The 20,651-nt window shown below is 45.8% G+C and carries 15 protein-coding genes; 6 read left to right on the forward strand and 9 right to left on the reverse strand.

All coding sequences use genetic code 11. From position 1 onward, the window contains the following. The first annotated feature begins 267 nt into the window (after positions 1-267). Positions 268-1,851: an ATP-binding cassette domain-containing protein gene (locus OCV50_RS16820; RefSeq protein WP_261905007.1), complete on the forward strand. Its 1,584-nt coding sequence runs from the start codon at positions 268-270 to the stop codon at positions 1,849-1,851. Positions 1,852-2,028: 177 nt separating this feature from the next. Further along, positions 2,029-3,561: a phospholipase D family protein gene (locus tag OCV50_RS16825; RefSeq protein WP_261905008.1), complete on the forward strand. Its 1,533-nt coding sequence runs from the start codon at positions 2,029-2,031 to the stop codon at positions 3,559-3,561. A gap of 103 nt (positions 3,562-3,664) precedes the next feature. Here the strand turns inward: OCV50_RS16825 and OCV50_RS16830 are convergent, their stop codons facing one another. The 5 genes from OCV50_RS16830 to OCV50_RS16850 all read right to left on the reverse strand — a co-directional run bounded on the left by OCV50_RS16830 (position 3,665) and on the right by OCV50_RS16850 (position 11,012). Beyond that, entirely contained in the window at positions 3,665-5,821 is a 2,157-nt protein-coding gene (locus OCV50_RS16830; RefSeq protein WP_261905009.1) for a TonB-dependent receptor, read from the reverse strand. Between the two features lie 335 nt (positions 5,822-6,156). Next, positions 6,157-7,113: a GntR family transcriptional regulator gene (locus OCV50_RS16835; protein ID WP_261905010.1), complete on the reverse strand. Its 957-nt coding sequence runs from the start codon at positions 7,111-7,113 to the stop codon at positions 6,157-6,159. 208 nt (positions 7,114-7,321) lie between these two features. Continuing rightward, positions 7,322-9,319, reverse strand: coding sequence for a Fe(3+)-hydroxamate ABC transporter permease FhuB (gene fhuB / locus OCV50_RS16840; protein ID WP_261905011.1), 1,998 nt, complete (start codon positions 9,317-9,319; stop codon positions 7,322-7,324). Beyond that, positions 9,316-10,227, reverse strand: a complete 912-nt coding sequence (locus OCV50_RS16845; protein WP_261905012.1) for an iron-siderophore ABC transporter substrate-binding protein — start codon at positions 10,225-10,227, stop codon at positions 9,316-9,318. Before OCV50_RS16845 ends, fhuB begins: the two co-directional genes overlap by 4 nt. 17 nt (positions 10,228-10,244) lie before the next feature. After that, positions 10,245-11,012 (reverse strand): ABC transporter ATP-binding protein, encoded by a 768-nt coding sequence (locus tag OCV50_RS16850; RefSeq protein WP_261905013.1) that lies wholly within the window; start codon positions 11,010-11,012, stop codon positions 10,245-10,247. A 148-nt stretch (positions 11,013-11,160) separates the two neighbouring features. On the opposite strand from OCV50_RS16850, the gene OCV50_RS16855 reads away from it, so the two are divergent. From OCV50_RS16855 to OCV50_RS16870, 4 genes are all read left to right on the forward strand, one after another. Continuing rightward, positions 11,161-12,372: an MFS transporter gene (locus OCV50_RS16855; protein ID WP_390905166.1), complete on the forward strand. Its 1,212-nt coding sequence runs from the start codon at positions 11,161-11,163 to the stop codon at positions 12,370-12,372. A gap of 532 nt (positions 12,373-12,904) precedes the next feature. After that, positions 12,905-13,777: a radical SAM protein gene (locus OCV50_RS16860; RefSeq protein ID WP_261905015.1), complete on the forward strand. Its 873-nt coding sequence runs from the start codon at positions 12,905-12,907 to the stop codon at positions 13,775-13,777. Between the two features lie 175 nt (positions 13,778-13,952). Beyond that, entirely contained in the window at positions 13,953-14,189 is a 237-nt protein-coding gene (locus OCV50_RS16865) for a YdcH family protein (RefSeq protein WP_150869889.1), read from the forward strand. A gap of 161 nt (positions 14,190-14,350) precedes the next feature. After that, positions 14,351-15,244, forward strand: coding sequence for a LysR family transcriptional regulator (locus OCV50_RS16870; RefSeq protein WP_239839519.1), 894 nt, complete (start codon positions 14,351-14,353; stop codon positions 15,242-15,244). A gap of 86 nt (positions 15,245-15,330) precedes the next feature. On the opposite strand, the gene OCV50_RS16875 is transcribed toward OCV50_RS16870, so the two are convergent. From OCV50_RS16875 to glpK, 4 genes are all read right to left on the reverse strand, one after another. Beyond that, positions 15,331-16,140 (reverse strand): SDR family NAD(P)-dependent oxidoreductase, encoded by an 810-nt coding sequence (locus OCV50_RS16875; protein WP_261905016.1) that lies wholly within the window; start codon positions 16,138-16,140, stop codon positions 15,331-15,333. A gap of 195 nt (positions 16,141-16,335) precedes the next feature. Next, positions 16,336-17,895: a glycerol-3-phosphate dehydrogenase gene (glpD, locus tag OCV50_RS16880; protein WP_261905017.1), complete on the reverse strand. Its 1,560-nt coding sequence runs from the start codon at positions 17,893-17,895 to the stop codon at positions 16,336-16,338. Between the two features lie 237 nt (positions 17,896-18,132). Then, complete coding sequence (locus OCV50_RS16885; RefSeq protein ID WP_239839522.1) at positions 18,133-18,918, reverse strand: DeoR/GlpR family transcriptional regulator; 786 nt, start codon at positions 18,916-18,918, stop codon at positions 18,133-18,135. A gap of 202 nt (positions 18,919-19,120) precedes the next feature. Beyond that, complete coding sequence (gene glpK / locus OCV50_RS16890) at positions 19,121-20,647, reverse strand: glycerol kinase GlpK (RefSeq protein ID WP_032550592.1); 1,527 nt, start codon at positions 20,645-20,647, stop codon at positions 19,121-19,123. Between the last annotated feature and the right edge of the window lie 4 nt (positions 20,648-20,651).

Genomic DNA, 20,651 nt, shown 5'->3' on the forward strand with positions numbered 1-20,651 from the left:
GCTTTTTGTCTTTAAAGTGGTGAAAATATAACCATCATTTCTCGAGGAGTTTACGCCAATATGAATCACTAAACCTGTCATCCACTTATTACATTTTTTTGGATTTACAGGGTTAGTAGGCGTAGCTCACTGTCGTCATATCTATCAAACCGTTATATAACTCACGATCGTTTTTAAACGATTGATTTTCTTAGAGTTACTGTGTTTATCGGTTCACATTCGTAACGTGCTGCTGCGGCTGATGTCCCTGTTTACAGGAGGCAATACATGCCATATTTACAAGCAAATAATATCAGCCATCAATTTAGTAATGGCGACGTCATTTTTGAAAATCTCTCATGTGTTATGACCGACTCTCGCGTTGGTCTTATCGGGTCAAATGGTGCGGGTAAGTCGTTGCTCGCAGCTATGCTATTGAAACTGACAGCGCCCTATGAAGGAACAGTGTCAGAGCCAAAAAGCTTCGTCTTTTATCAACAACAAACAGAGCATCGTTTTAATGATGGCGAAACCATCGCGGAGTTCTTAGGTGTATCTAAAATATTGGGTGCGTTAAAGAAAGTTGCGTCTGGGGATTGTGACCCATATTGGTTTGAAGTGGTTGGAGACAATTGGAATTTAGAGCAGCATTTGAAAGATGATTTGCTGCGTTTAGGTTTACCTCCACAACCGGATTTTTTATGCGAGCAGCTTAGTGGTGGTCAACGAGCAAAATTACTGTTGTGGCAAGCGTTTGATAGTGAGTGTGAGCTCTTAGTGCTAGATGAACCTTCAAACCATTTAGATTACGAGTCAAAGCAATGGCTTATGGATGCCATGCAGCACTTCAATGGAGGGATCTTGTTGATCAGCCACGATCGAGAGTTGCTGAGAAACATGAATGAGATCTGGGAGTTATCAACCTTAGGCTTACGAACTTTTGGCGGTAATTATGACGATTACGCAGCGCAAAACGAAGCGGAGCAAAAGGCGGTAGAGCGTCAACTCAATCACAATCTCAAACAGCAGAAGTTGCTAGAAAAGCAAGCGCAGCGTAATCGTGAGAAAGCAGAGCAGAGAGCCGCGCAAGGAACTAAACAACGAAAAAATGGAAGCCAGCCTAAGATCTTGATGGATGCCAAGAAAGGGAAAGCGACCGCGAATATGGCGAATCGCCTAAGAAATGAGAATTTGCGGCGCACGCATTTAGACGACAAAGCGCAATGCTTAGAAGCTAGATACGCGAAAAGCCAATCTCAATCTCTGTACTTGGGACAGAGCGATGTACGAAGTAAAAAGGTGCTGTCTGTCATTAATGGCAGACTACCGTTTTCTGAGCATGATCCAATCACCTTTCAGCTTTACTCTAATAGTAAACTCTATCTTGAAGGGAAAAATGGCATTGGGAAATCGACTTTGTTGAACGTGCTGCGTGGACAACGATCTTTAGTCGATGGTGAGTTACAAATTAGCGCCCCGGTGTGCTATCTCGATCAGTATTTTGGCGCGATTAATCTCGACCTCTCAATGCTTGATAACCTGACTCAAGCGTGTCCTAACTTGAGTATGAGTGAGGCTCGGACTTTGCTCGCCGGCATTGGTTTTCGTCGTGACAGTGTTAATCGCAGTGCTCAAGTTCTTAGCGGTGGAGAAAAGATGAAGTTGGCGATGCTCATGGTGAGTCATCAACTCAACCAACCTATTTTGTTGCTCGATGAACCAGATAACCATCTCGATATAGAGTCGAAAGTCATACTGGCGAAGGCGCTCGCGCAGTATCAAGGAGGGTATATTCTGGTGAGTCATGACCTAGACTTTGTTCACGAATCTGGTGTTGAGCAAACTCTGAGGTTGAGTGCTCTTCATACCTAGCAATGCTTCAAAAGCCCGCTGAAACAGTGGGAGCTGAGATATTGGCTCCCATTTATTGCGCAATCAGTGGGGGAAAGTGGAAAGTTTGGTATATATTTCATTAATAAGGACTTATAAACTTGGTCTCCCCTGAACCGTCAGGGCTTGTAGATCACCCACCACTAAGGAATGGAATTAATGCTTGCGCGCAAACGCATCAGTCTCTCTTTGTTACTCATTGCTACGCTAGGTGGCTGTTCTTCGTTACCAGAACAAGTAAATCATGCTCAAGAACCGGTTGTGGCACCACAGCAAGGTGTGCTTTGGAATGTGAGTCATCAACATCCAGCACAGCCGAATGAAATTGGCCATAGTGCGGTACTTATCCAAGAAGCGGGTTGGGATGCTTTGGCTCAACGTATCGCGCTGGTGGAGAGTGCTGAACATAGCATCGATATTCAGTACTACATTTGGAACTCCGATAATACAGGGGGCTACCTTGCTAGCCGTTTGCTAGCGGCGGCTGAAAGAGGCGTTAAGGTGCGTGTGATGCTTGATGACATCAACCTTAACGAGCGCGAAGCACTGCTCAATGCCTTAGATGCTCACCCCAATGTAGAGATCCGTATTTTTAACCCAACCCCAAGTCGCAGTGGTTTTTCAAAGTGGTTTAGCTTTCTATCGGATTTCTCGCGTTTGAACCGACGCATGCACAATAAATCGTTCACGGTCGATGGCGTATTCTCAGTTGTTGGCGGACGTAATATTGGTGATGAGTATTTTGATTACTCTGATGAGATTAACTTCCGAGATAGGGATGTGTTGGTTCGCGGCGAGGTTGTCACAGAGATTCAAAGCAGCTTTGTCGAGTACTGGAACAGTCAATGGTCTTACCCAGTTGAGATGCTAGGTGATGCCGATTCGACCGACCTCTCTCTTCTGGATCAGGCCGCACTGCCTCGTTATAAAAATTATCCAGATCTGCCTATCGGGCAAGAAGCATCTCAGCGTTTCTTAAGTGAGTTGGCGCCACAGATGACATGGGTCGAGGCGCACTTTGTTTATGATCGCCCAATCCCTGTCGATGCAGGTGAAACCAACCAGCCAAAAGAGACGGCAGTGATACTAGGTGAGCTGGCAGAGCAGTCAAAGCAGGAAATTTTGCTAGAGTCGGCCTACTTGGTGTTTGATGACGGTCAGCTTGAAGAGTGGCAGATGTTGAATAATCAAGGTGTTGAGATTAAAGCGTTGACCAACTCGATGGCTTCAAATGATTTGGTCACTAACCACTCTGCCTATGCGGGAAGACGCCAAGATATGCTTGAGCATGGCATTGAGCTGTTTGAACTGCGACCAGATTCTGGACTTTGTGAGGTATCCACTAGAGATGCAGATAAATGTGCGCCGAAAACCGCATATGGTCTGCACGCTAAGTCGGTGGTGTTTGATAATCGTGTTGCAAGCATTGGATCGTTCAATTTTAATCTACGCTCAACGTACCTAAATACGGAATCGGTACTGTTAATAGACAGCCCTGAAGTGGCAACGCAATTGGCGGACACGATCAACGAGGCGATGGATATTAACAACAGCTGGCGCTTAGACTTGGAAGACGGCGATGTACGTTGGTACTCCAGTGATCAAAGCTGGGATAAAGAGCCAGAAACCGGCAAATGGGAGCGAGCGCAATCTGGATTCTTGCAGTTGCTACCGATAGAAAAATATTTATAGCGACAATATGCTTGAATAGAAATGAATGTAACAAAGGCTCCTTCTGTAGGAGCCTTTTTCATTGTTTAGATAGTTAACTTAGAACTGAGTTTTTATCGTTAACTTAGAACTTAACCTGGTAGTTCAAAGTGTAAGTACGCCCGCGGCCACGGTAGTCATAAGCGGCTGATTCATAGTGTGTTGCGTAAAGAATCTGCGCACGTTGACCCCAAATCGTGGTGTAGTCTTTGTTAAGCAGGTTTTGAATACCGAAACCTAGGCTGCCCACTGGTAGTTGGTAAGTACCAATAAGGTCGAAGACGGTGTAACCATTGAGTTTGTTATCGCTGTCATCTTCATGGTCAAACATGGTTTGGCTTTGAACCTTCAAAGATAGATCTGCTTCGTACCAGCCTGCCCAAGCGTTCGCTTTTGATGTGCTCGCTTCACCTGCAGATTGGTCTTCCCAGCCGTTATCGCCTTTCACTTCAGAAACAACGTAGTGGCCAGATGCACCCAGCTGAACGTTCTCATGTACCCAGTAAGAAGCAAGCGCTTCTAAGCCATAAACACGTTTCTTGTCGTCGATCTCTTCGATTAACAATGTGTTTTTGTTGTACTTAACATTCTTATCAGACTGAGAGTAGTAAGCCGCTGATTGCAAGCTTAGGTCGCCAGTGTCTAGGCGGTAGCCGAGTTCAAAGCTGTTGGTCTTGATACCTGACATCTTAGAGTCATTCACATTGATGCTGTCATTAAGCGTCCAGTGATCGCCGACCAAGGTGTAGTTGCCTTGACCGTAGTACTTAGCGGGATCGGCGAGATCAAAGCCTTGTGAGAAGTTTGCCCAAACTTGTGAGTCACTGTTTAGGTGATATACCGTGCCTAAGTTGAAAAGACCAACACCGTAATCCGTTTCACCGCCAGGAACTGCGTCTGCGCTAGTACCATTACCTGCAGCGATCTGTTTTTGTTGCTGGTAGCCTACGAAGTCATCAATGGTGTTTTTCATGTATTGGTAACGGAAGCCACCTTCTACAGACCAATCATTCGTGATGTCGAAGCCTGCTTGAACAAAGCCCGCGATAGACGCGACTTCAACACCTGGATAGCGTCCGACTTCAGCGAAAGTCTTGTTGATGAGGTTACCCGAATTGTTAGCAATGGTCGGATCGTAAAGCGCTTGGTTACTTTCGAGCGTGTCTTGGTAAGCATCCACACCATAAACGATGTTGAAGCGACCGAAGTCTTTCGCCAATGCCGCTTTTAGAGAGAGCACATCAGTGATTTGCTGACCAGAAGATTGGAAATAAGGTGTATAAGTCTGATCTTCTTTACGATATGACGCTTCAGCAATTAGCTGGTGGCCAAGGAACTGCTCATCAATGTATGACGCACTCAGCATGATACGCTCGGTGCCATGTTCTCTATCTGAATCAAAACCTTTACGAACGTCAACGAAGTCACGCCCAACAATGTATAAGCCATATGGAGAGTCTTGTTGGCTGTCGTAATACTGAGCTAGGAAGTTGAGCTTTTTCGTCTCAGAGACATTAACGCCAACAGTCGTTAGGAAATCGAGCGTTTTATTGAATTGCAGAGATCCTTGAGAAATATCCGGTGTAACGATATCGCCATTCGCGTCAAAGAAACCTTGAGTTTCAGTGTAGATAACAGACGAACGTGCTTGAACAGTTTCGTTGCCGCCTGAGATCGATTGTCCAACTTTGTAGTCAAAATCTTCACCCGAGTTGAAGCCTGATGTACCGCCAACATAGGATTCAAACTCAAGCTCTTCACCATCTGCTTTTTTGGTGATGATATTAATTACACCGCCGGAAGCACCAGCACCGTAGATTGATGTTGCGCCGGATAGCACTTCGATACGTTCAATATTGAATGGGTCGATAGAGTCGAGGTGGCGGCTGATTTGACGTGAAGATTGCAGGGACACGCCATCAATCATCACTAGCATTTTTCTACCACGTAAGTTTTGACCGTAGTTAGTACGAGCACCGCTGCTCACATCCAGAGATGGGATAGCGCCTGCTAGGATTTCGCCTAAGGACTTACCGCCTCGGTATTCCTGCTCGATCTGTTGTGGTTCGATGTACCAAACTGTACCTGGAATATCGCTAATGGCTTTTGGGGTGCGGCTAGATACAACTACCATTTTTTCGTCGGTGGTGTGATCTTGCGCTTGGGCTGTGAATACGGAACTTACCGCCGCTACTGCTAGAGCGACTGTGGAAAGTTTGAAACTTCCTTTTTCGGTTTTCATTTTATTCTCTGCAATTATCAATGAAAGGCTGCACACATTTCTTTGGCGTGATGACTTTATTTTTATTGTTTTTATTGAGAATCAAGTGGTTGAACTTAGACCAAGCGCATGCTTGCTTTTTGTTTTTGATTCTAAATAAGAATCATTATTATTGTGTTTTTGTTGCGAAAAAACAATATGCAAATGCGATTTATTTTCAAATGCAACAATAGACGAGTAGGTGTGAGCCAGTTCTTGTGATACTAAAACTGCATTAAGCTTATGATTTTAATTGCTATTTTTTGGTTTTTACAAAGAAGGGAGGAGGGCGACATAATGCAGTGTCACCCTGTTGATTAGCCGTTTTTTAGAGAAATACTATTGATGATCTGCTCTCGTTGCTCTTGAGATACATTCATCACGTCTTGGTAGGTACGCTTCATAACTCGAACGTCATTTTCAAGTAACTGAGCTAGCTTCTCCGAAGCTATCTGGTTATTCCCTTCTAAAACGAGATCCATGATGTCTAGACGTCGTTGGCATGAGCGGCTGACAGAAGACTGGATGTGCATAGAGACTAAATCGGTCGCCTTACGCAGTCGGTTTTGCTGCTGCATCATACCGAGCAAAAATCGGTTTCCTGAACTTGCGGCGAGAATTTCATGGAAGTCGGCACTGAGCGTGAAAAGCTGGCTAGCGGTGACTGAGTCTGGATTCTTGATTGCTTGAATATGGCGCTCACGACACTTCTCAAACGCGTCACGTTTTAGCTTCCACGTTGGTTCAAGCAGGCCAGCTGGCTCAAAAATTAAACGGCATCGGTAACTTTCGGTATGCCTTTCAAGAGAGTTGAGTACCCCGTCTAACTGCCATTTGTAGCCAGGGCTGCGTCGGAAAATGGCATCGCTTTCTAGCAGTCTGAGGACAGATTGTATCTCGCCACGATTGGCACCATAGCGTTGCTGGAGTTCATTTTCCGAAAACGAATCGCTGATCTCGCCGAAAAAGATATCCATCAGCAATCTCAGGTAAAGCTGCTCTTGGCGGGCTTGCTCTTGGTTGCTTTGCTCTGCAGTTTCGATATCACAAGCATCGATCTGCAGCACAAACCCCTTGTATGGAACGGATTTGGCCACACCTTGATCGGACAAGTGTTTGAGCACAGCTCGCATCGGAGTACGAGAGACCTCAAACTGCTGGGCAAGCGATGATTCATTCAAACTACTGCCTGCAATGGCGTTTTCTTCTTTGAGTCGTGTTATCACTTTGAAGAGAAGATCTCGTTGAAGTCGTGTGATTGCTGATGTGTCCATATCGTCCAAGATTGTTCTGGGTACCGTTACACCAACGTAACTTATTACACCCAAGGTAAATGGTTGTGCTCATGGTAAACAGAAACACGAGCGAATACCATAAATTGTGTTTTTGTTGCAGAAATACGACGTGTTGCTTTTAAAAGAAAAGCCCAGTGATTCATTAACCACTGGGCTTGTTTGGTGAGTATTGTATTGCGAAAAGAGTTTAGCGTCTCATCAGGTAGAGGAAGTAACCACCACCAATCAGAGAAGCGAGCAGCCCTGCTGGAAATTGCCAAGGGAACCAAAGGGTTCTGCCGATCCAATCTGCGCAAACCATGATGATTGCCCCCAACAATGCCGCGGTCAGCATCTGCGGTACCGCGCGATATTGGTGCAGTGAGCGTGCCATATGTGGTGCGAGCAATCCGATAAAACTCAAAGGGCCGATGACAATCGTACATAGTGTGGTGAGCGCCGCAACGAGCAGTAACAGAACTAGGCGCACTAAGGTCGTATTCATGCCCAAACTGGTGGTGGTGACTTCGCCCAAATTAATCAGTTCTATCCAGCGATTCAGTGAGATAGCGAGTGAACCAACCATCAATACACCGAACGCGAGGAGTACAACATCATTCTCAGCAACGAGATAGGTAGAACCGGATAACCAAGTCAGCAGTGCGGTGGCGTTCTCGTTACCAGAGCTCATTGCGATTCTGAGCAGAGCATCCAATCCGGCACTCAATGCAATACCTGTAAGTAAGGTTTGAGTGGGTGCAAAGTTATGTTTTCGGCCCACCAACCAGACAATACCGGTCACCGATGCAGCCCCCAATGTGCCTAGTATCATCTGTTGTTCACGCCCAATAGCACCGCCGATGAGAGTGCCTAGCACCAGTGCCAAAGCCGCGCCTGAACTGATGCCGAGGACTTCGGGACTTGCCATTGGGTTGTTTGATATTCGTTGGATGATGGTTCCGGCAAACGCCAATCCAATACCCGCGAACAATGCAACAAGCACTCTTGGTAAGCGAAGCTCAAGCAGAGATGAATCTAACTCTAAGCTCCAACCAAGCTGGTTTCGCCCGAGTGAGATTGAAACCGTACACACCAAGATAAGCACCAACAACATGGCAACTAACACTTTGCTGATGGCGATATGTTTGAAATGTTCGACATGCTCACTGCGGCTTTTCAGCTCTGAATTCAGCTTCGTGCGTTGCAATAACCAGAGTAGGAACGGCGCACCAAGCAGAGCTGTCATAGCTCCGGTGGGTAGCAGCTCACCACCGACACCGGAAAATGGTTGGATTAACAGATCAACCGTTAACAAGGTAACACCACCGATCACTCCACTGGTCAGGATTTGTTTTGCTAGCGCTCGCACTCCTAACATGCGTGTAATCGCAGGAGCAACAATACCGATGAACCCAATAATTCCAACTTCGCTAACCACAGCTGCGGTGATAAAAATCGATAAGGACAAACACAGTAGTTTGATCTGTTTGATGTTCACGCCCAGTGATGTGGCGACGTTATCGCCAAACTGCAATGATGCCAACGGGCGCTGAAGTAGCAGGAGTAGTAAGGTTGGTATGCAGACCAGCGGAAGAAGAATCTGAGTACTCGACCAGTCGTTTTGATTGAGGACGCCAGCTCCCCAGACAAACAAACTAGTGAGCTTCTGTTCGTTCAACATCAGCAACATGGTATTGAGTGAACCCAAGAACAAGCTCACGACCATGCCCGATAACACCATGTGCAAAGGTGAATAACCGCGTGTCGAGCTCAACAAGAAAACTAACCCTGTGGCTAAGCAGCCTCCGATAAATGCCGGTAAAAAGTTTGGTAAAGCAAGGCTTGCAGGCAGAAATAGAATACCCAACACCATGCCCAGTTCTGCACCCGCCGCCACGCCGAGCGTTGTCGGAGAAGCAATTGGGTTTCGCAACACAAACTGCATTACGCAACCTGCGACTGCAAGAGCAAATCCGCAAATCAGAGCGACAGTCAAACGGGGCAGATAGGTTAAGTTGGTGATGATGTGCTGATAGTTTGATGCGTCATACCTAAATAGCGTATCCCCAATCAGCCCCAGACCTTGGGAGTATGGTGCGGTGATCTCAAGCAGTGAACCAATAATTAAAATCGCAATGACGAATAGCCCTGCTGTTTTGAGTCTTAATACGCCTACCTTTGGCGTTAAAGTGTTGGTTGTGATCATGGTTGCTGATTTGACGGTTGGTTGGTCAACAGCTCGGTGATGTGGTCACTAAACCTTTGAGCGGCAATCAGTCCACCAAATGTCCAAATTGCAGGCAGTTCATAAACCGAATCATTGCGAGTGAAAGCCATAGCTTGCCAAAGTGGAGAGCCGGTCAGCTTGTTGCGTTCGTTGTCGGTAAGCGGACCAAATATCATCACGTTGGCGTTTTGATGTTCTGCGATTTTTTCGATTCCCGCGGTGCTAAAGCCCCAAAGGTTTGTTTGTTCTTTCCAGTTGTTGTTCAGACCCATAGCATGGATCGTGTCTTGAGCCAGAGAGCCTGTACTGTGAATACGCAGTGTTTTGTCATTGATGAAACGAGTGAAAAGTAGCGGTTTTTCAGCGTTTCCTGCCACATTAACTTGCTTACCATTGGCATTTAGCCTCCGCTCAGTGGCGGTGATGACCTCTTGGGCTTGCGCTTCACGGTCAAACAATTGGCCGAGCGAGCGCGTTACCGATTTCGCAGACTCAAGCGGCTGTTTTTCTTCGCTGTAGATGCTGTAAACCAGCACCGGTGCAATTTTGTTGAGCTGCTCATACGCAGCCGCCATGTGCTTGCTCATTAAAATAACATCAGGTTTTAACTTGGTGAGCAGCTCTAGGTTTGGTTCTCGGCGGGAACCAACATCGACCGCACCCTCGTTGAGTTGAGGTTCTACTACCCATTGTTGATAGCCTTTTGCATCAGCAATGCCTTCCAGTTCAATGCCCAAGCTCAGTACTGTCTCTGATAGCGCCCAGTCTAGAGCGATGACTTTTTGGGGGGGAGTTTCAAAGTGGGCGGTTCCCATTTCATGAGTCAGTTCTAATGCGTGTGCGTTGAACACCAAGGCGGACAAGAGAAGCGTAACGATTTTTTTCACAACAGAATCCTATTTGTTTAGGGAATGTAGCTGATCGGTTGACCGGTTACTGGGTGATTGAAGAGTGCGAGCTCCATTCCATAGATCTTGGTGAGCGTCTCTGGGGTCATCATTTGTTGAGGTGTACCAGACGCAATGACCTTGCCAGAGTGGAGTGCAATCAGATGGTCGCTGAACTTGGCCGCCATGTTCACATCATGCAGCACCATGATTACCGTCAGGCCCAATGACTGATTAAGCTCACGAATCAATGCTAAGAGCTCATGCTGGTGGGCGACATCGAGTGCCGATGTGGGTTCATCAAGCAAGATGCATTGACTCTGTTGGGCTAACAACATCGCGACCCAAGCTCGTTGCCTCTCGCCTCCGGAAAGCGTGGCGACGAATCGTTGAGAAAATTCGCTTAGGCCCACTTTTTCAATCGCTTCATCGACGATCGCGTAGTCATCTGTGCTGTAACGCCCAAAAGCGCCTTTCCAAGGGTAGCGACCGAAGCAAACTAACTCGCGCACCGTGACACCATCGGTGATTGGTGGGTGCTGTGGTAGGTAAGCGACTTGGTGTGCAAACTCAAGGTGGTTGAACGATGAAAGTGGCTTTTGATTAAAGGAAACTTGCCCTTGAGTCGGGCTATTTTGACGGCTTAATAACTTAATTAAAGTCGACTTTCCGCACCCATTATGGCCGAGTAATGTCGTGACTTTATTAGGCTCAAAATTCAAGCTCGTAGGAGAAAGAATTGTCTTACCGTCGATTTCAAATGATGCATTGGTAAGCTGATACATAATGAAATATGAAGTTGAGTTATAGGGAAAGAGCCGTTAATGTTAGCATACTGAAATTAAAATGATAATTATTCACATAATCAATAATAAATTCTGAACTGGCGTTTTTCATTTCGAGTTTATTTGCTCTTATTTACGCCCTTAAATTATGCTCGCAATAAATAATAAAAAGTTTCACCTAATGTCGATTGGCCTTATTTCCGCCCTGATGGGAATTGGGCAAAATGGCTTGCTTGTATCACTGCCTTTTCTGGTTGAACGGTCTGCGTTTGATCTGCCTACCTGGTCTGCTTTGATTGCTGTGGGCAGCTTGCTCTTTCTTCCTTCAGCCCCATTTTGGGGGCGATATAGCGATAAACATGGTCCAAATCGAGTGGTTATCCAAGCATTAGTCGGGATGACCATAAGTTTTCTGTTGCTTGCGGTGTTCTCTATGGTGAGCCTATCAGGGAATATTAATGTAACGTTATGTTTTTTAGGGCTAATTATCGCAAGGGTTATTTATGGATGCACGGTGTCGGGAATGGTACCCGCGAGCCAGCATTGGGCAATAATATTGTGTGGCGAACAACACCGTTTAAAGGCAATAACTGCAGTCAGTATTGGATTAAGTAGTGGGCGATTATTAGGTCCTGTTGTTTCTATTTTAGCGCTCAAGTTGAACCCTTTTGCTCCGTTATTCTTGATGGTTTTGTTGCCATTTATCGCCCTTATTCTCGCGTTAATATTACCTATTCCTACCGTCGATTCTTCTCCTTCTTATAATAAGAAAAGCCAACCTTGGTTACCGAATAAAAGCTTATCTCCGTACCTTATTAGTGGGTTGTTACTTTGTGCGTCGGTCGCACTGTTGCAATACAGTTTATCGCCTTTAATCTATTCATTTACTGAATGGCCTTCAGAGAAGCTTAGCGACGCGATCGGTGTACTATTGAGCATTAGTGCCGCAATGACACTGTTTTCACAGGTATGGATTGTGAAAAAAGAGAAAGTGACGACTCGAATGATGTATTGGGTTGGCTCAATCGCCTTTCTGGTCGGCATGTCGTTGTTCACCATTCCCCAGTTATTGATTTTTGGATTGGCGATGGCTGTTACGTCCGTTGGCGCTGCGTTACTGGTTCCTGCTTACACAGCGTCAGCAACAGATAAATGGAGCTGCTCGCCGGGGGCAGTGGCTGGTTATATCTCTATGTCTCACACCATAGGTTATGGAGTCGCGGCAATGTTGGCGTTTAGCGTGGTGATTGAGCCGCTTTATCCTATCTATCTTTGTATCTTTTTTTCGATAGTGATCGTCGCTTTGGCATATTGGACAAGAGCAAAGAAAACACAATCAGTGAGTGAAGGTTCGGTCTAACTTTGACTTAAATGCCTTTCGCCATAAGTTAAGGTATCTCTTTTGGTGTGAGCCTGTTTAGCTTCAGTAGAGGCGAATAAATGAGTTCATTTTTTGTATCCCCATCTTCAGTTTTTCTTGGTGCGATGAAAGTTTTTCCATGCTCGCTAGGTCGGTTATAGATGGAGTCTATGAATTGTATTTTTTATCAAGCTCTATCGAATGATTATGGAGGTCAAATTATGAAATGGTTGTTTCTATCTTTAACTATACTGTTTGCTGCTGGGTGTCAGTCTACCGCGTCGTCTTCGACAGAAGATGGCAGCGTTTGGGAGCATACAGGTGGTTGCGACAACTAACTTTTCTTTGCTCTTTTCTGTCGCAACGAAATAAATACCCTCACTTTCTGTTGAGGGTATTTTATTCAAAATATATAAACTGATTCCATATCAGCACCTATTATCAACTTAATTCCTCATTGTTAGACTTCTCCACAACAAAACAGCGCTCCGCCAGTTGGCAACATCTAGAGCGCGTAACTGGAGACACCACTATGCAATATGAGGGAAAAATCTACCGCCCTTGGATTGAGGCTCGCAGCATCCTGATTCAAACCACACTGGGATGCAGCATTAATACCTGTACGTTCTGTAGCATGTTTGATGATAAGCGCTTTAAGGTGCGCGATATCGAAGATGTGTTCAAAGATATTGAAGAAGCGCGTCAGATCTACCCATACGTAGAATCGATTTTCTTGACGGATGGCAATGTCATGGCAGCGCGCACCGATTACTTGTTGAAGGTACTAAACAAGCTCAAGCATACTTTTCCAGAGAGCCAAAGAATCTCTCTGTATAGTGGACTGAACGATTTTCGTCGTAAGAGTGTCGCGGAGCTGAAAGAGCTCAAAAGTGCGGGTCTTGATATGGCTTATTGCGGCTTAGAATCCGGCGATCCAGTGGTACTAGACCGCATTAAAAAACGCATGAGCCAAGAGCAAGCGATTGAAGGCATGGCGATGGCCAAAGAGGCCGGAATCGAAGTGCTGTTGTCGTTCATCTTTGGCCTAGGTGGTCGTGAACGCTCGAAAGAGCATATCATCGAGACCACTCGAATTTTGAACATCACCAAGCCGGAACACATTGCGCCAATGGCCCTTGCGATTCAACCGGGAACCGTGATGGAGCAAGAGGTCAAAGACGGTACGTTCGTTATGCCAACGCAATTACAAATCCTTGAAGAAGAGAAATATCTACTCGAAAACTTAGAGATAGATACCTTCTACTGGGGCGATCACGGCAACAATATTGTTCCTCAAAAAGGGTATCTGTTGGATTCTCGTGAGCAATTTTTAGCACGCATAAATCATGCTATCGACAGCAACCCAATGGCAGCAGAAAACATCATTCAAACCTATTCTTGGTAATGACAAATGGCGGGAGCAAGGTAGTTGCTCTCGTCTAATTTAAATACTATTTGTGTCTAAATATTGTTCGATGCTGTGTGCTGGATCTCATCGTTTTTGGTACTCAGTTGCTAAGGTATTTATGACACATTCTCTAATTTCAGCCTGAAGGCTCTACAAAAGGAAAGAGGTCTCTATGCTAGGTGAAAACCACTCTCTTGTTCATGAATTTCCAGAAATGAAAGATAAAATTGCTCAGCTTGCGGAGGATAACGAAAACTTTGCGACTGACATGAAAACCTACAACGACTTAGATAAAGAAATTCGTAAATTAGAGCTAAACGGCTCGCCGATTGAAGATGGTCAAATGCACCAAATGAAGCACGACCGTTCAGTGCTTAAAGACTCGCTTTATGCGCGACTCACCGCCTAACTAAATTAGTTACAAAGCAAACACTATGACTAAGCTCCTTCGGGAGCTTTTTTTGTGTCTGAAGTAGTAGAACTTGTACGGTATAGAGATTGTATTACTTTAGAAACCAAGCATAATGTTTAGTATTAAATTATGACTTTCAAGGTTTTGTTGGTAATCAGATGAATATTGAACACCTGAAACTGTTTGTTCGCTTAGCTTCAACCCATAACATCAGTATGGCTGGTCAAGAGTTGGGTCTTTCCCCTGCGGTGGCAAGTTCGCACATTAGCAAGCTTGAAGACAATTTGGGTGTGCGCCTTGTGCATCGTACCACCCGCAAAGTCTCTTTGACCGAAGAAGGGCAAGCGTTTCTGCCACATGCGGAAGAAGTGTTATCGAGTGTCGATGCCGCTCGCTCGGCAATTGGGGTAGGTAGTGATTCTCCAACCGGTACGCTTAGAGTAACCGCATCGGCATCATTTGGTCGCTTGCACTTGGTTCCTGCGCTGGCAGGGTTCATGGAAGCTTATCCTGGGCTGAAGGTTGATCTGAGATTGTCCGACACTGTGGTAGACATGGTTGAGGGTGGGTTCGATATTGCGATTCGTATATCTGAGCTTAAAGACTCTTCATTGATCGCACGAAAGCTTGCGCCTGATGATCGTATTATCTGTGCGTCTCCAGACTACTTAATCAAATATGGTAAGCCAGTCACTCCACAAGACTTAAACGATCATCGATGTATCAGTTTGATCGGGTTAGAGAGTTGGACATTTCAGACAGAAACTGGGCCTGTTACTGTAAAAGCGAATGGTCCATTTCGTACCGATAACGGTGAAGCCTTAAGAGATGCAGCCATTGGTGGGATTGGCCTCGCGATTGCCTCAACATGGTGTGTTTACGATAAGCTAAAAAGTGGTGAGCTTGTTCGCGTGTTAGACGACTATCCACTTACCTCTGAGCCATCAATTTGGGCCGTCTATCCTAGTTCGCGTCTATTGGCTCCGAAAGTTCGTGCCTTTATCGATTACTTCTCTGAACATTATGGAACACCACCTTATTGGGATTTGTAACCTCAGAGCGATAGTCAACATGTTAAAAAGCCCGCACTGACTTTAATGCAGTGCGGGCTTTGTGGTATCTGTAAGTAGCAAATTGTTTACGCTAACTTTTCTGAAAGCGTGCGTTCAATTGACTCTACCACCAGTTGCGATTTATTGCCTCGAGTGGCATCTGGGTGTGGGTTTGCAAATACGCCATTGTCATTATCGAAATATTTGCCATGAGCCTTGGCAAACTCGTCTGACAGCGATGCGCGCACTAAGATATCTGAACCAATACTTAAGTCGCCCCCTGCAATCCCGTAGGCATCTTTCACCATTTTACTCCCTAGCAGTGATGCCGGATTCACCGCGACAACCATTGGACCTTGACCTGCAAGCTCGGTAGCCATTTCACGAGTCCACATGGTGATAGCAAGTTTACTTTGTGCGTAAGCCTCGCCGTTTGACAGCGGTTTACGACCTTCTAGCGCGTCAATGCTGACCGGTGCTTGAGCAGCAGAAGACAGGTTCACGACGCGGCTTGAGCTACCCAACAGTGGTAATAAGCGCTTGGTCAGGTGGTAAGGCGCTAGAGTGTTTACCACAAAACGAACATCTAAGTTATCGCTGGTGATTGGGGTTGGCGTATTGAAGACACCCGCATTATTGATCAGCACATCGAGTCTAGATTGCTCTGCCAGCACTTTGCTTGCTAATGCTTCGACGTCTGCCAATACCGACAAGTCTGCCACATAACTTTCAATTGTTGCAGAATTTGAAATACTCGCGAGCTTTTGTTCAACGTCTTTTAGTTTTTGCGGATTACGACCGTGCAGCAGAACGTGATGACCCTGTTCAACGAGTGTTTTGGCTGTTTCGAAGCCGATGCCATCAGTAGCGCCCGTAATCAGAATAACTTTTTGCATGGTATCTATTCCTTATTGAAACGCTGAATGAGCAAGCGTTTATGTGTTTGGTTTCGTTGGAATAAAGCATAGCAAGGTTTTGAAAGGGTGATAATTAACAGGCTGGTGAAAACACTCTTTAGATTTTGTTGAAAATAAAAAAGCTTAGTCGAGGGATGACTAAGCTTTTTGGTTACTTGAATTGTTCAGGAGCAATTAGCTTACTTGAGAAAAACTCACTACCTTCTGCTCAAGTGTGGTCTTTAAATAATCGGCCACCATTTGCTGTTCCTCTTGGCTCATGTAGAGTCCAAGTTTGGTACGACGCCACAGCATGTCTTCTGAAGTCTGAGACATCTCTTGCGTAATGAGGTAGTCGATTTCACGCTGGTAGACACCGTGCGCTTCTGAAGAAAACTTCTTGCCAAGATCCTCTTCACAAGTCGCACCGGCTAACAGATCCCACGTCTGCGTACCAAACTGCGTGATGTAACGAAGCAGTAGCCCTTTTGAAGCCCAAGGGTACTTAGAGTTCATCATCTCAGCCAGTTGTTCACGGCTGCAGCTAAAGTTACCGCCCGGTAGCGTATCGGTTGCTGTCCATGCTGGCCCCATATTCGATAAGAAAGGTTCTAATTTCTTCAATGCCGCTTCACCAAGCTTACGGTAAGTGGTGAGTTTGCCACCAAACACAGATAGTAATGGTGCTTGGTCAAGTTCAGCATCAAGCTCAAGAGTGTAGTCACGCGTGATCGCTTGTGGAGAGTCAGATTCATCATCACACAGTGGTCTCACACCGCTGTATGTCCAAACCACATCCTCAGTCGATATTTGCTTAACAAAATGCTGATTTACGATGTCGATTAGGTAATCCACTTCATCGTCCGAGATCGCTACTTCGCGAGGATCGCCTTTGTACTCAACATCTGTTGTGCCGATGATCGAGAACTTATCTAGGTAAGGGATCATAAAGACAATGCGATTATCTTTGTTTTGAAGAATATACGCTTGAGGTTCGTCGTGAATACGAGGAACGACAATGTGCGAACCTTTGATCAGGCGAATATTACGCGGTGACTCCTGCTCAAGACCATCATCAAAGAACTGTTTCACCCAAGGACCAGCCGCATTGACTAGCGCTTTCGCTTTACGTTCGAATGTTTGGTCAGTCATCACATCACGAATCGTTACGACCCATACACCACCTTCTCTGCGTGCTGCTTCTACGCGGCAGTAGTTGCGTGTTTCAGCGCCGTTCTCTTTTGCTGCGAGTACGTTGAGCAGTACCATTCGAGCATCATCAACCCAACAGTCTGAGTATTCGAAGCCGACTTTCATTTCAGGTTTCAATAAGCCTGATTGCGCTAGGTTGACTGTCTTACTTGCTGGAAGTGTGGTTCGTTTACCCAAATTATCGTAAAGGAATAGGCCACAGCGAATCATCCACGCTGGGCGCAAGAATGGGCGATGTGGTAAACGAAAACGCATAGGTTGTGCGATGTGCGGCGCTTTTCTTAGTAGAACTTCACGTTCTGCGAGCGCTTCTGATACCAAACGAAACTCGTAGTGTTCTAGGTAGCGTAAGCCACCGTGAATAAGTTTTGAACTTGCAGAGGATGTTGCAGAAGCGTAGTCATTCGCTTCGTATAAGCCTACGGTTAGACCACGTCCAGCTGCATCAGCTGCGATACCTGCGCCATTAATACCACCACCGATAACGATCAAATCTAAAGTGGAGGTTGAACCATTATTTGTATTATGTTGTTGAGCACTCATGATTTTGACCTCTTGGTGAGCGAACGAGCATTTTTGAAACTCATTGAATCCTACTTTAACTTTCGTTTGTGGTCACTATTTATTTTCGTTTATGAGCGTTTAATGTGATTTGAACATAAAAAAACCTCTATCCGATATCGAATAGAGGTTTTTATTAACAATTGAATAAAGTGTAGACCGATTTTTTGCGTAATCGAACATATTTGAGTGCAAATGATAAATTCGCGAAATCAATGTCTATTCTGAAGGTGCAGAGCGAGTTTCAATCACTTCCAGTGGGATTTCAGCTTCTTTAAGAATGGTGTGAATCTCTTCAGGTGGCTGCTGGTTGGTGAAAACCATATGCGCCTGGTTAATATTGCCTAATTTTACCATTGCGTTACGGCCGAACTTAGAGTGGTCCACTGCAATGAAGATACTGCGGCTGTTCTCAATAATGGCTTGTTTTACTCGCACTTCGTGATAATCAAAATCGAGCAGTGAGCCGTCGAAGTCGATGCCACTGATCCCTAAGATGCCAAAGTCCAAGCGGAACTGTTTAACGAAATCGAGTGTCGCTTCGCCCATGATTCCGCCGTCTTTATTGCGAACTTCCCCGCCCGCTAGAATAACTTTGATTTCAGGGTTAGCCAGTAGAATGGTCGCGACATTGATGTTGTTCGTTACAACGCGCAGCTGCTTGTGGTTTTTATTCAGCGCTCGAGCGACGGCTTCCGGTGTGGTACCAATATCGATGAATAGCGTCGCGCCATCAGGAATGTGTTTGACCACCTCGTCGGCAATGATGTCTTTTTCGTTGAAATTAAGCGTCTTACGAGTGTTGTAAGAGGTGTTTTCCGAGCTGAGAGGGATGGTGGCACCACCGTGATAACGGCGGATTTTGTTGCTGTCTGCGAGCTCATTGAGGTCGCGTCGAATGGTTTGCGGGCTTACATCAAACTTCTCGACCAGTTCGTCGGTGCTGACGTATCCCTGTGTTTTCACCAGATCGACAATCTGCTGGTGCCTTGGTATCTGTTTCACTTACTGCTCCCTTGTGCCTAGAATGTGTTCTAGAACACCACTTTCGAAAATATATACTCGCTCTATTGTGCGCGAATTGGCGCTATGTGAGAAGTTTCGATGCTGAGTTATCGGGGCTAAAACGCAAAAAGAGCACGACATGCGTGCTCTTTTGGAGTTTCGTTTGGTGATTTTGGTTAAATCACCCCCGATTTATAACGAATTAATCTTCGTTTTCTTCATCGTCGTGAAGTTCAGACCATACTTGTGCACACTTGATAGCACGTTTCCAGCCTTTGTAGCGACGGTTACGCTTCTCTTCATCATGGTGAGGTTCGAATGTGCGATCAAGAACCGCTTTGTCTTGAAGCTCATCGATGCTGTCCCAGAAGCCAACGGCAAGACCTGCAAGGTAAGCTGCACCTAGTGCTGTTACTTCGGTGACTTCAGGACGGTGAACTTCTGTATCCAAAACGTCAGATTGGAACTGCATTAAGAAGTTGTTCGCTACCGCACCACCATCAACACGTAGGTTCGCTAGTTTGATGCCAGAATCCGCTTGCATTGCGTCCAGTACGTCGCGAGTTTGGTAAGCGATGCCTTCCAGTGTCGCACGAATGATGTGGTTCGAGTTAACGCCACGAGTAAGACCAACAATCGTACCGCGAGCGTAAGCATCCCAGTACGGCGCGCCTAGACCGGTAAATGCAGGAACAACGTAAACACCGTTTGATGTATCTACTTTCGTTGCAAAGTACTCAGAGTCTTTAGCATCAGCGAGTAGCTTCATTTCATCACGCAGCCATTGGATAGATGCGCCACCCATAAATACAGCACCTTCCAGTGCGTAAGCTGGTTCGCCTTTTGGGCCACAAGCTAGTGTCGTCAGTAGGCCGTTTTTCGATGTAACTTTCTCTTGGCCTGTGTTCATTAGAAGGAAACAACCCGTACCGTAAGTGTTCTTCGCTTGACCCGCTTCTACACACATTTGACCGTAAAGTGCCGCTTGTTGGTCACCTGCGATACCTGCGATTGGAATACGAGTACCACCTTTACCACCTAGGTTAGTTTGGCCGTAAACCTCAGAAGAGCGTTTCACTTCAGGCATCATTGATGCAGGAATACCCATCTCGTCTAGTAGCTTGCTGTCCCAACATAGGTCATTGATGTTAAACAGCATAGTACGTGATGCGTTAGTGTAATCCGTTACGTGAACGCGGCCTTGAGTCATCTTCCAAACTAGCCAAGTATCCACGGTACCAAACAGTAGCTTACCTGCTTCAGCGTCTTCGCGAGCGCCTTCAACGTTGTCTAGAATCCATTTTACTTTGGTACCTGAGAAGTACGGGTCAAGGACTAGGCCCGTATTGTCACGTACGTAATCTTCTAGGCCACGTGCTTTTAGATCTTCACAGATGTCAGCAGTACGACGACATTGCCATACGATTGCGTTGTAAACTGGTTTGCCTGTCTCTTTGTTCCAAACAATCGTTGTTTCACGTTGGTTGGTGATACCGATACCAGCAAGCTCGTCACTGCGGATACCTGCTTTCGCTAGTGCTTCTACTAGAGTTGAGCTTTGTGTAGCCCAAATCTCCATTGGATCGTGCTCTACCCAGCCTGCTTTTGGATAGATTTGAGTAAACTCTCGTTGAGAAGAGCTAACAATGTTCGCATCATGGTCGAGGATAACAGCGCGAGAGCTTGTTGTGCCTTGGTCTAGCGCCACAATGTATTTTTGCTCGGTCATGGTA

The sequence above is a fragment of the Vibrio fortis genome, assembly GCF_024347475.1.
Taxonomy (GTDB): Bacteria; Pseudomonadota; Gammaproteobacteria; order Enterobacterales; family Vibrionaceae; genus Vibrio; species Vibrio fortis.

What these genes read in the sequence shown, in the direction of transcription:
- OCV50_RS16825 (WP_261905008.1), top strand. Translation starts at nt 2,029, where the DNA reads ATGCTTGCGCGCAAACGCATCAGTCTCTCTTTGTTACTCATTGCTACG.
- glpK (WP_032550592.1), bottom strand. Translation starts at nt 20,647, where the DNA reads ATGACCGAGCAAAAATACATTGTGGCGCTAGACCAAGGCACAACAAGC.
- OCV50_RS16870 (WP_239839519.1), top strand. Translation starts at nt 14,351, where the DNA reads ATGAATATTGAACACCTGAAACTGTTTGTTCGCTTAGCTTCAACCCAT.
- OCV50_RS16860 (WP_261905015.1), top strand. Translation starts at nt 12,905, where the DNA reads ATGCAATATGAGGGAAAAATCTACCGCCCTTGGATTGAGGCTCGCAGC.
- OCV50_RS16835 (WP_261905010.1), bottom strand. Translation starts at nt 7,113, where the DNA reads ATGGACACATCAGCAATCACACGACTTCAACGAGATCTTCTCTTCAAA.
- OCV50_RS16820 (WP_261905007.1), top strand. Translation starts at nt 268, where the DNA reads ATGCCATATTTACAAGCAAATAATATCAGCCATCAATTTAGTAATGGC.
- OCV50_RS16850 (WP_261905013.1), bottom strand. Translation starts at nt 11,012, where the DNA reads ATGTATCAGCTTACCAATGCATCATTTGAAATCGACGGTAAGACAATT.
- OCV50_RS16875 (WP_261905016.1), bottom strand. Translation starts at nt 16,140, where the DNA reads ATGCAAAAAGTTATTCTGATTACGGGCGCTACTGATGGCATCGGCTTC.
- OCV50_RS16865 (WP_150869889.1), top strand. Translation starts at nt 13,953, where the DNA reads ATGCTAGGTGAAAACCACTCTCTTGTTCATGAATTTCCAGAAATGAAA.
- glpD (WP_261905017.1), bottom strand. Translation starts at nt 17,895, where the DNA reads ATGAGTGCTCAACAACATAATACAAATAATGGTTCAACCTCCACTTTA.
- fhuB (WP_261905011.1), bottom strand. Translation starts at nt 9,319, where the DNA reads ATGATCACAACCAACACTTTAACGCCAAAGGTAGGCGTATTAAGACTC.
- OCV50_RS16830 (WP_261905009.1), bottom strand. Translation starts at nt 5,821, where the DNA reads ATGAAAACCGAAAAAGGAAGTTTCAAACTTTCCACAGTCGCTCTAGCA.
- OCV50_RS16855 (WP_390905166.1), top strand. Translation starts at nt 11,161, where the DNA reads ATGCTCGCAATAAATAATAAAAAGTTTCACCTAATGTCGATTGGCCTT.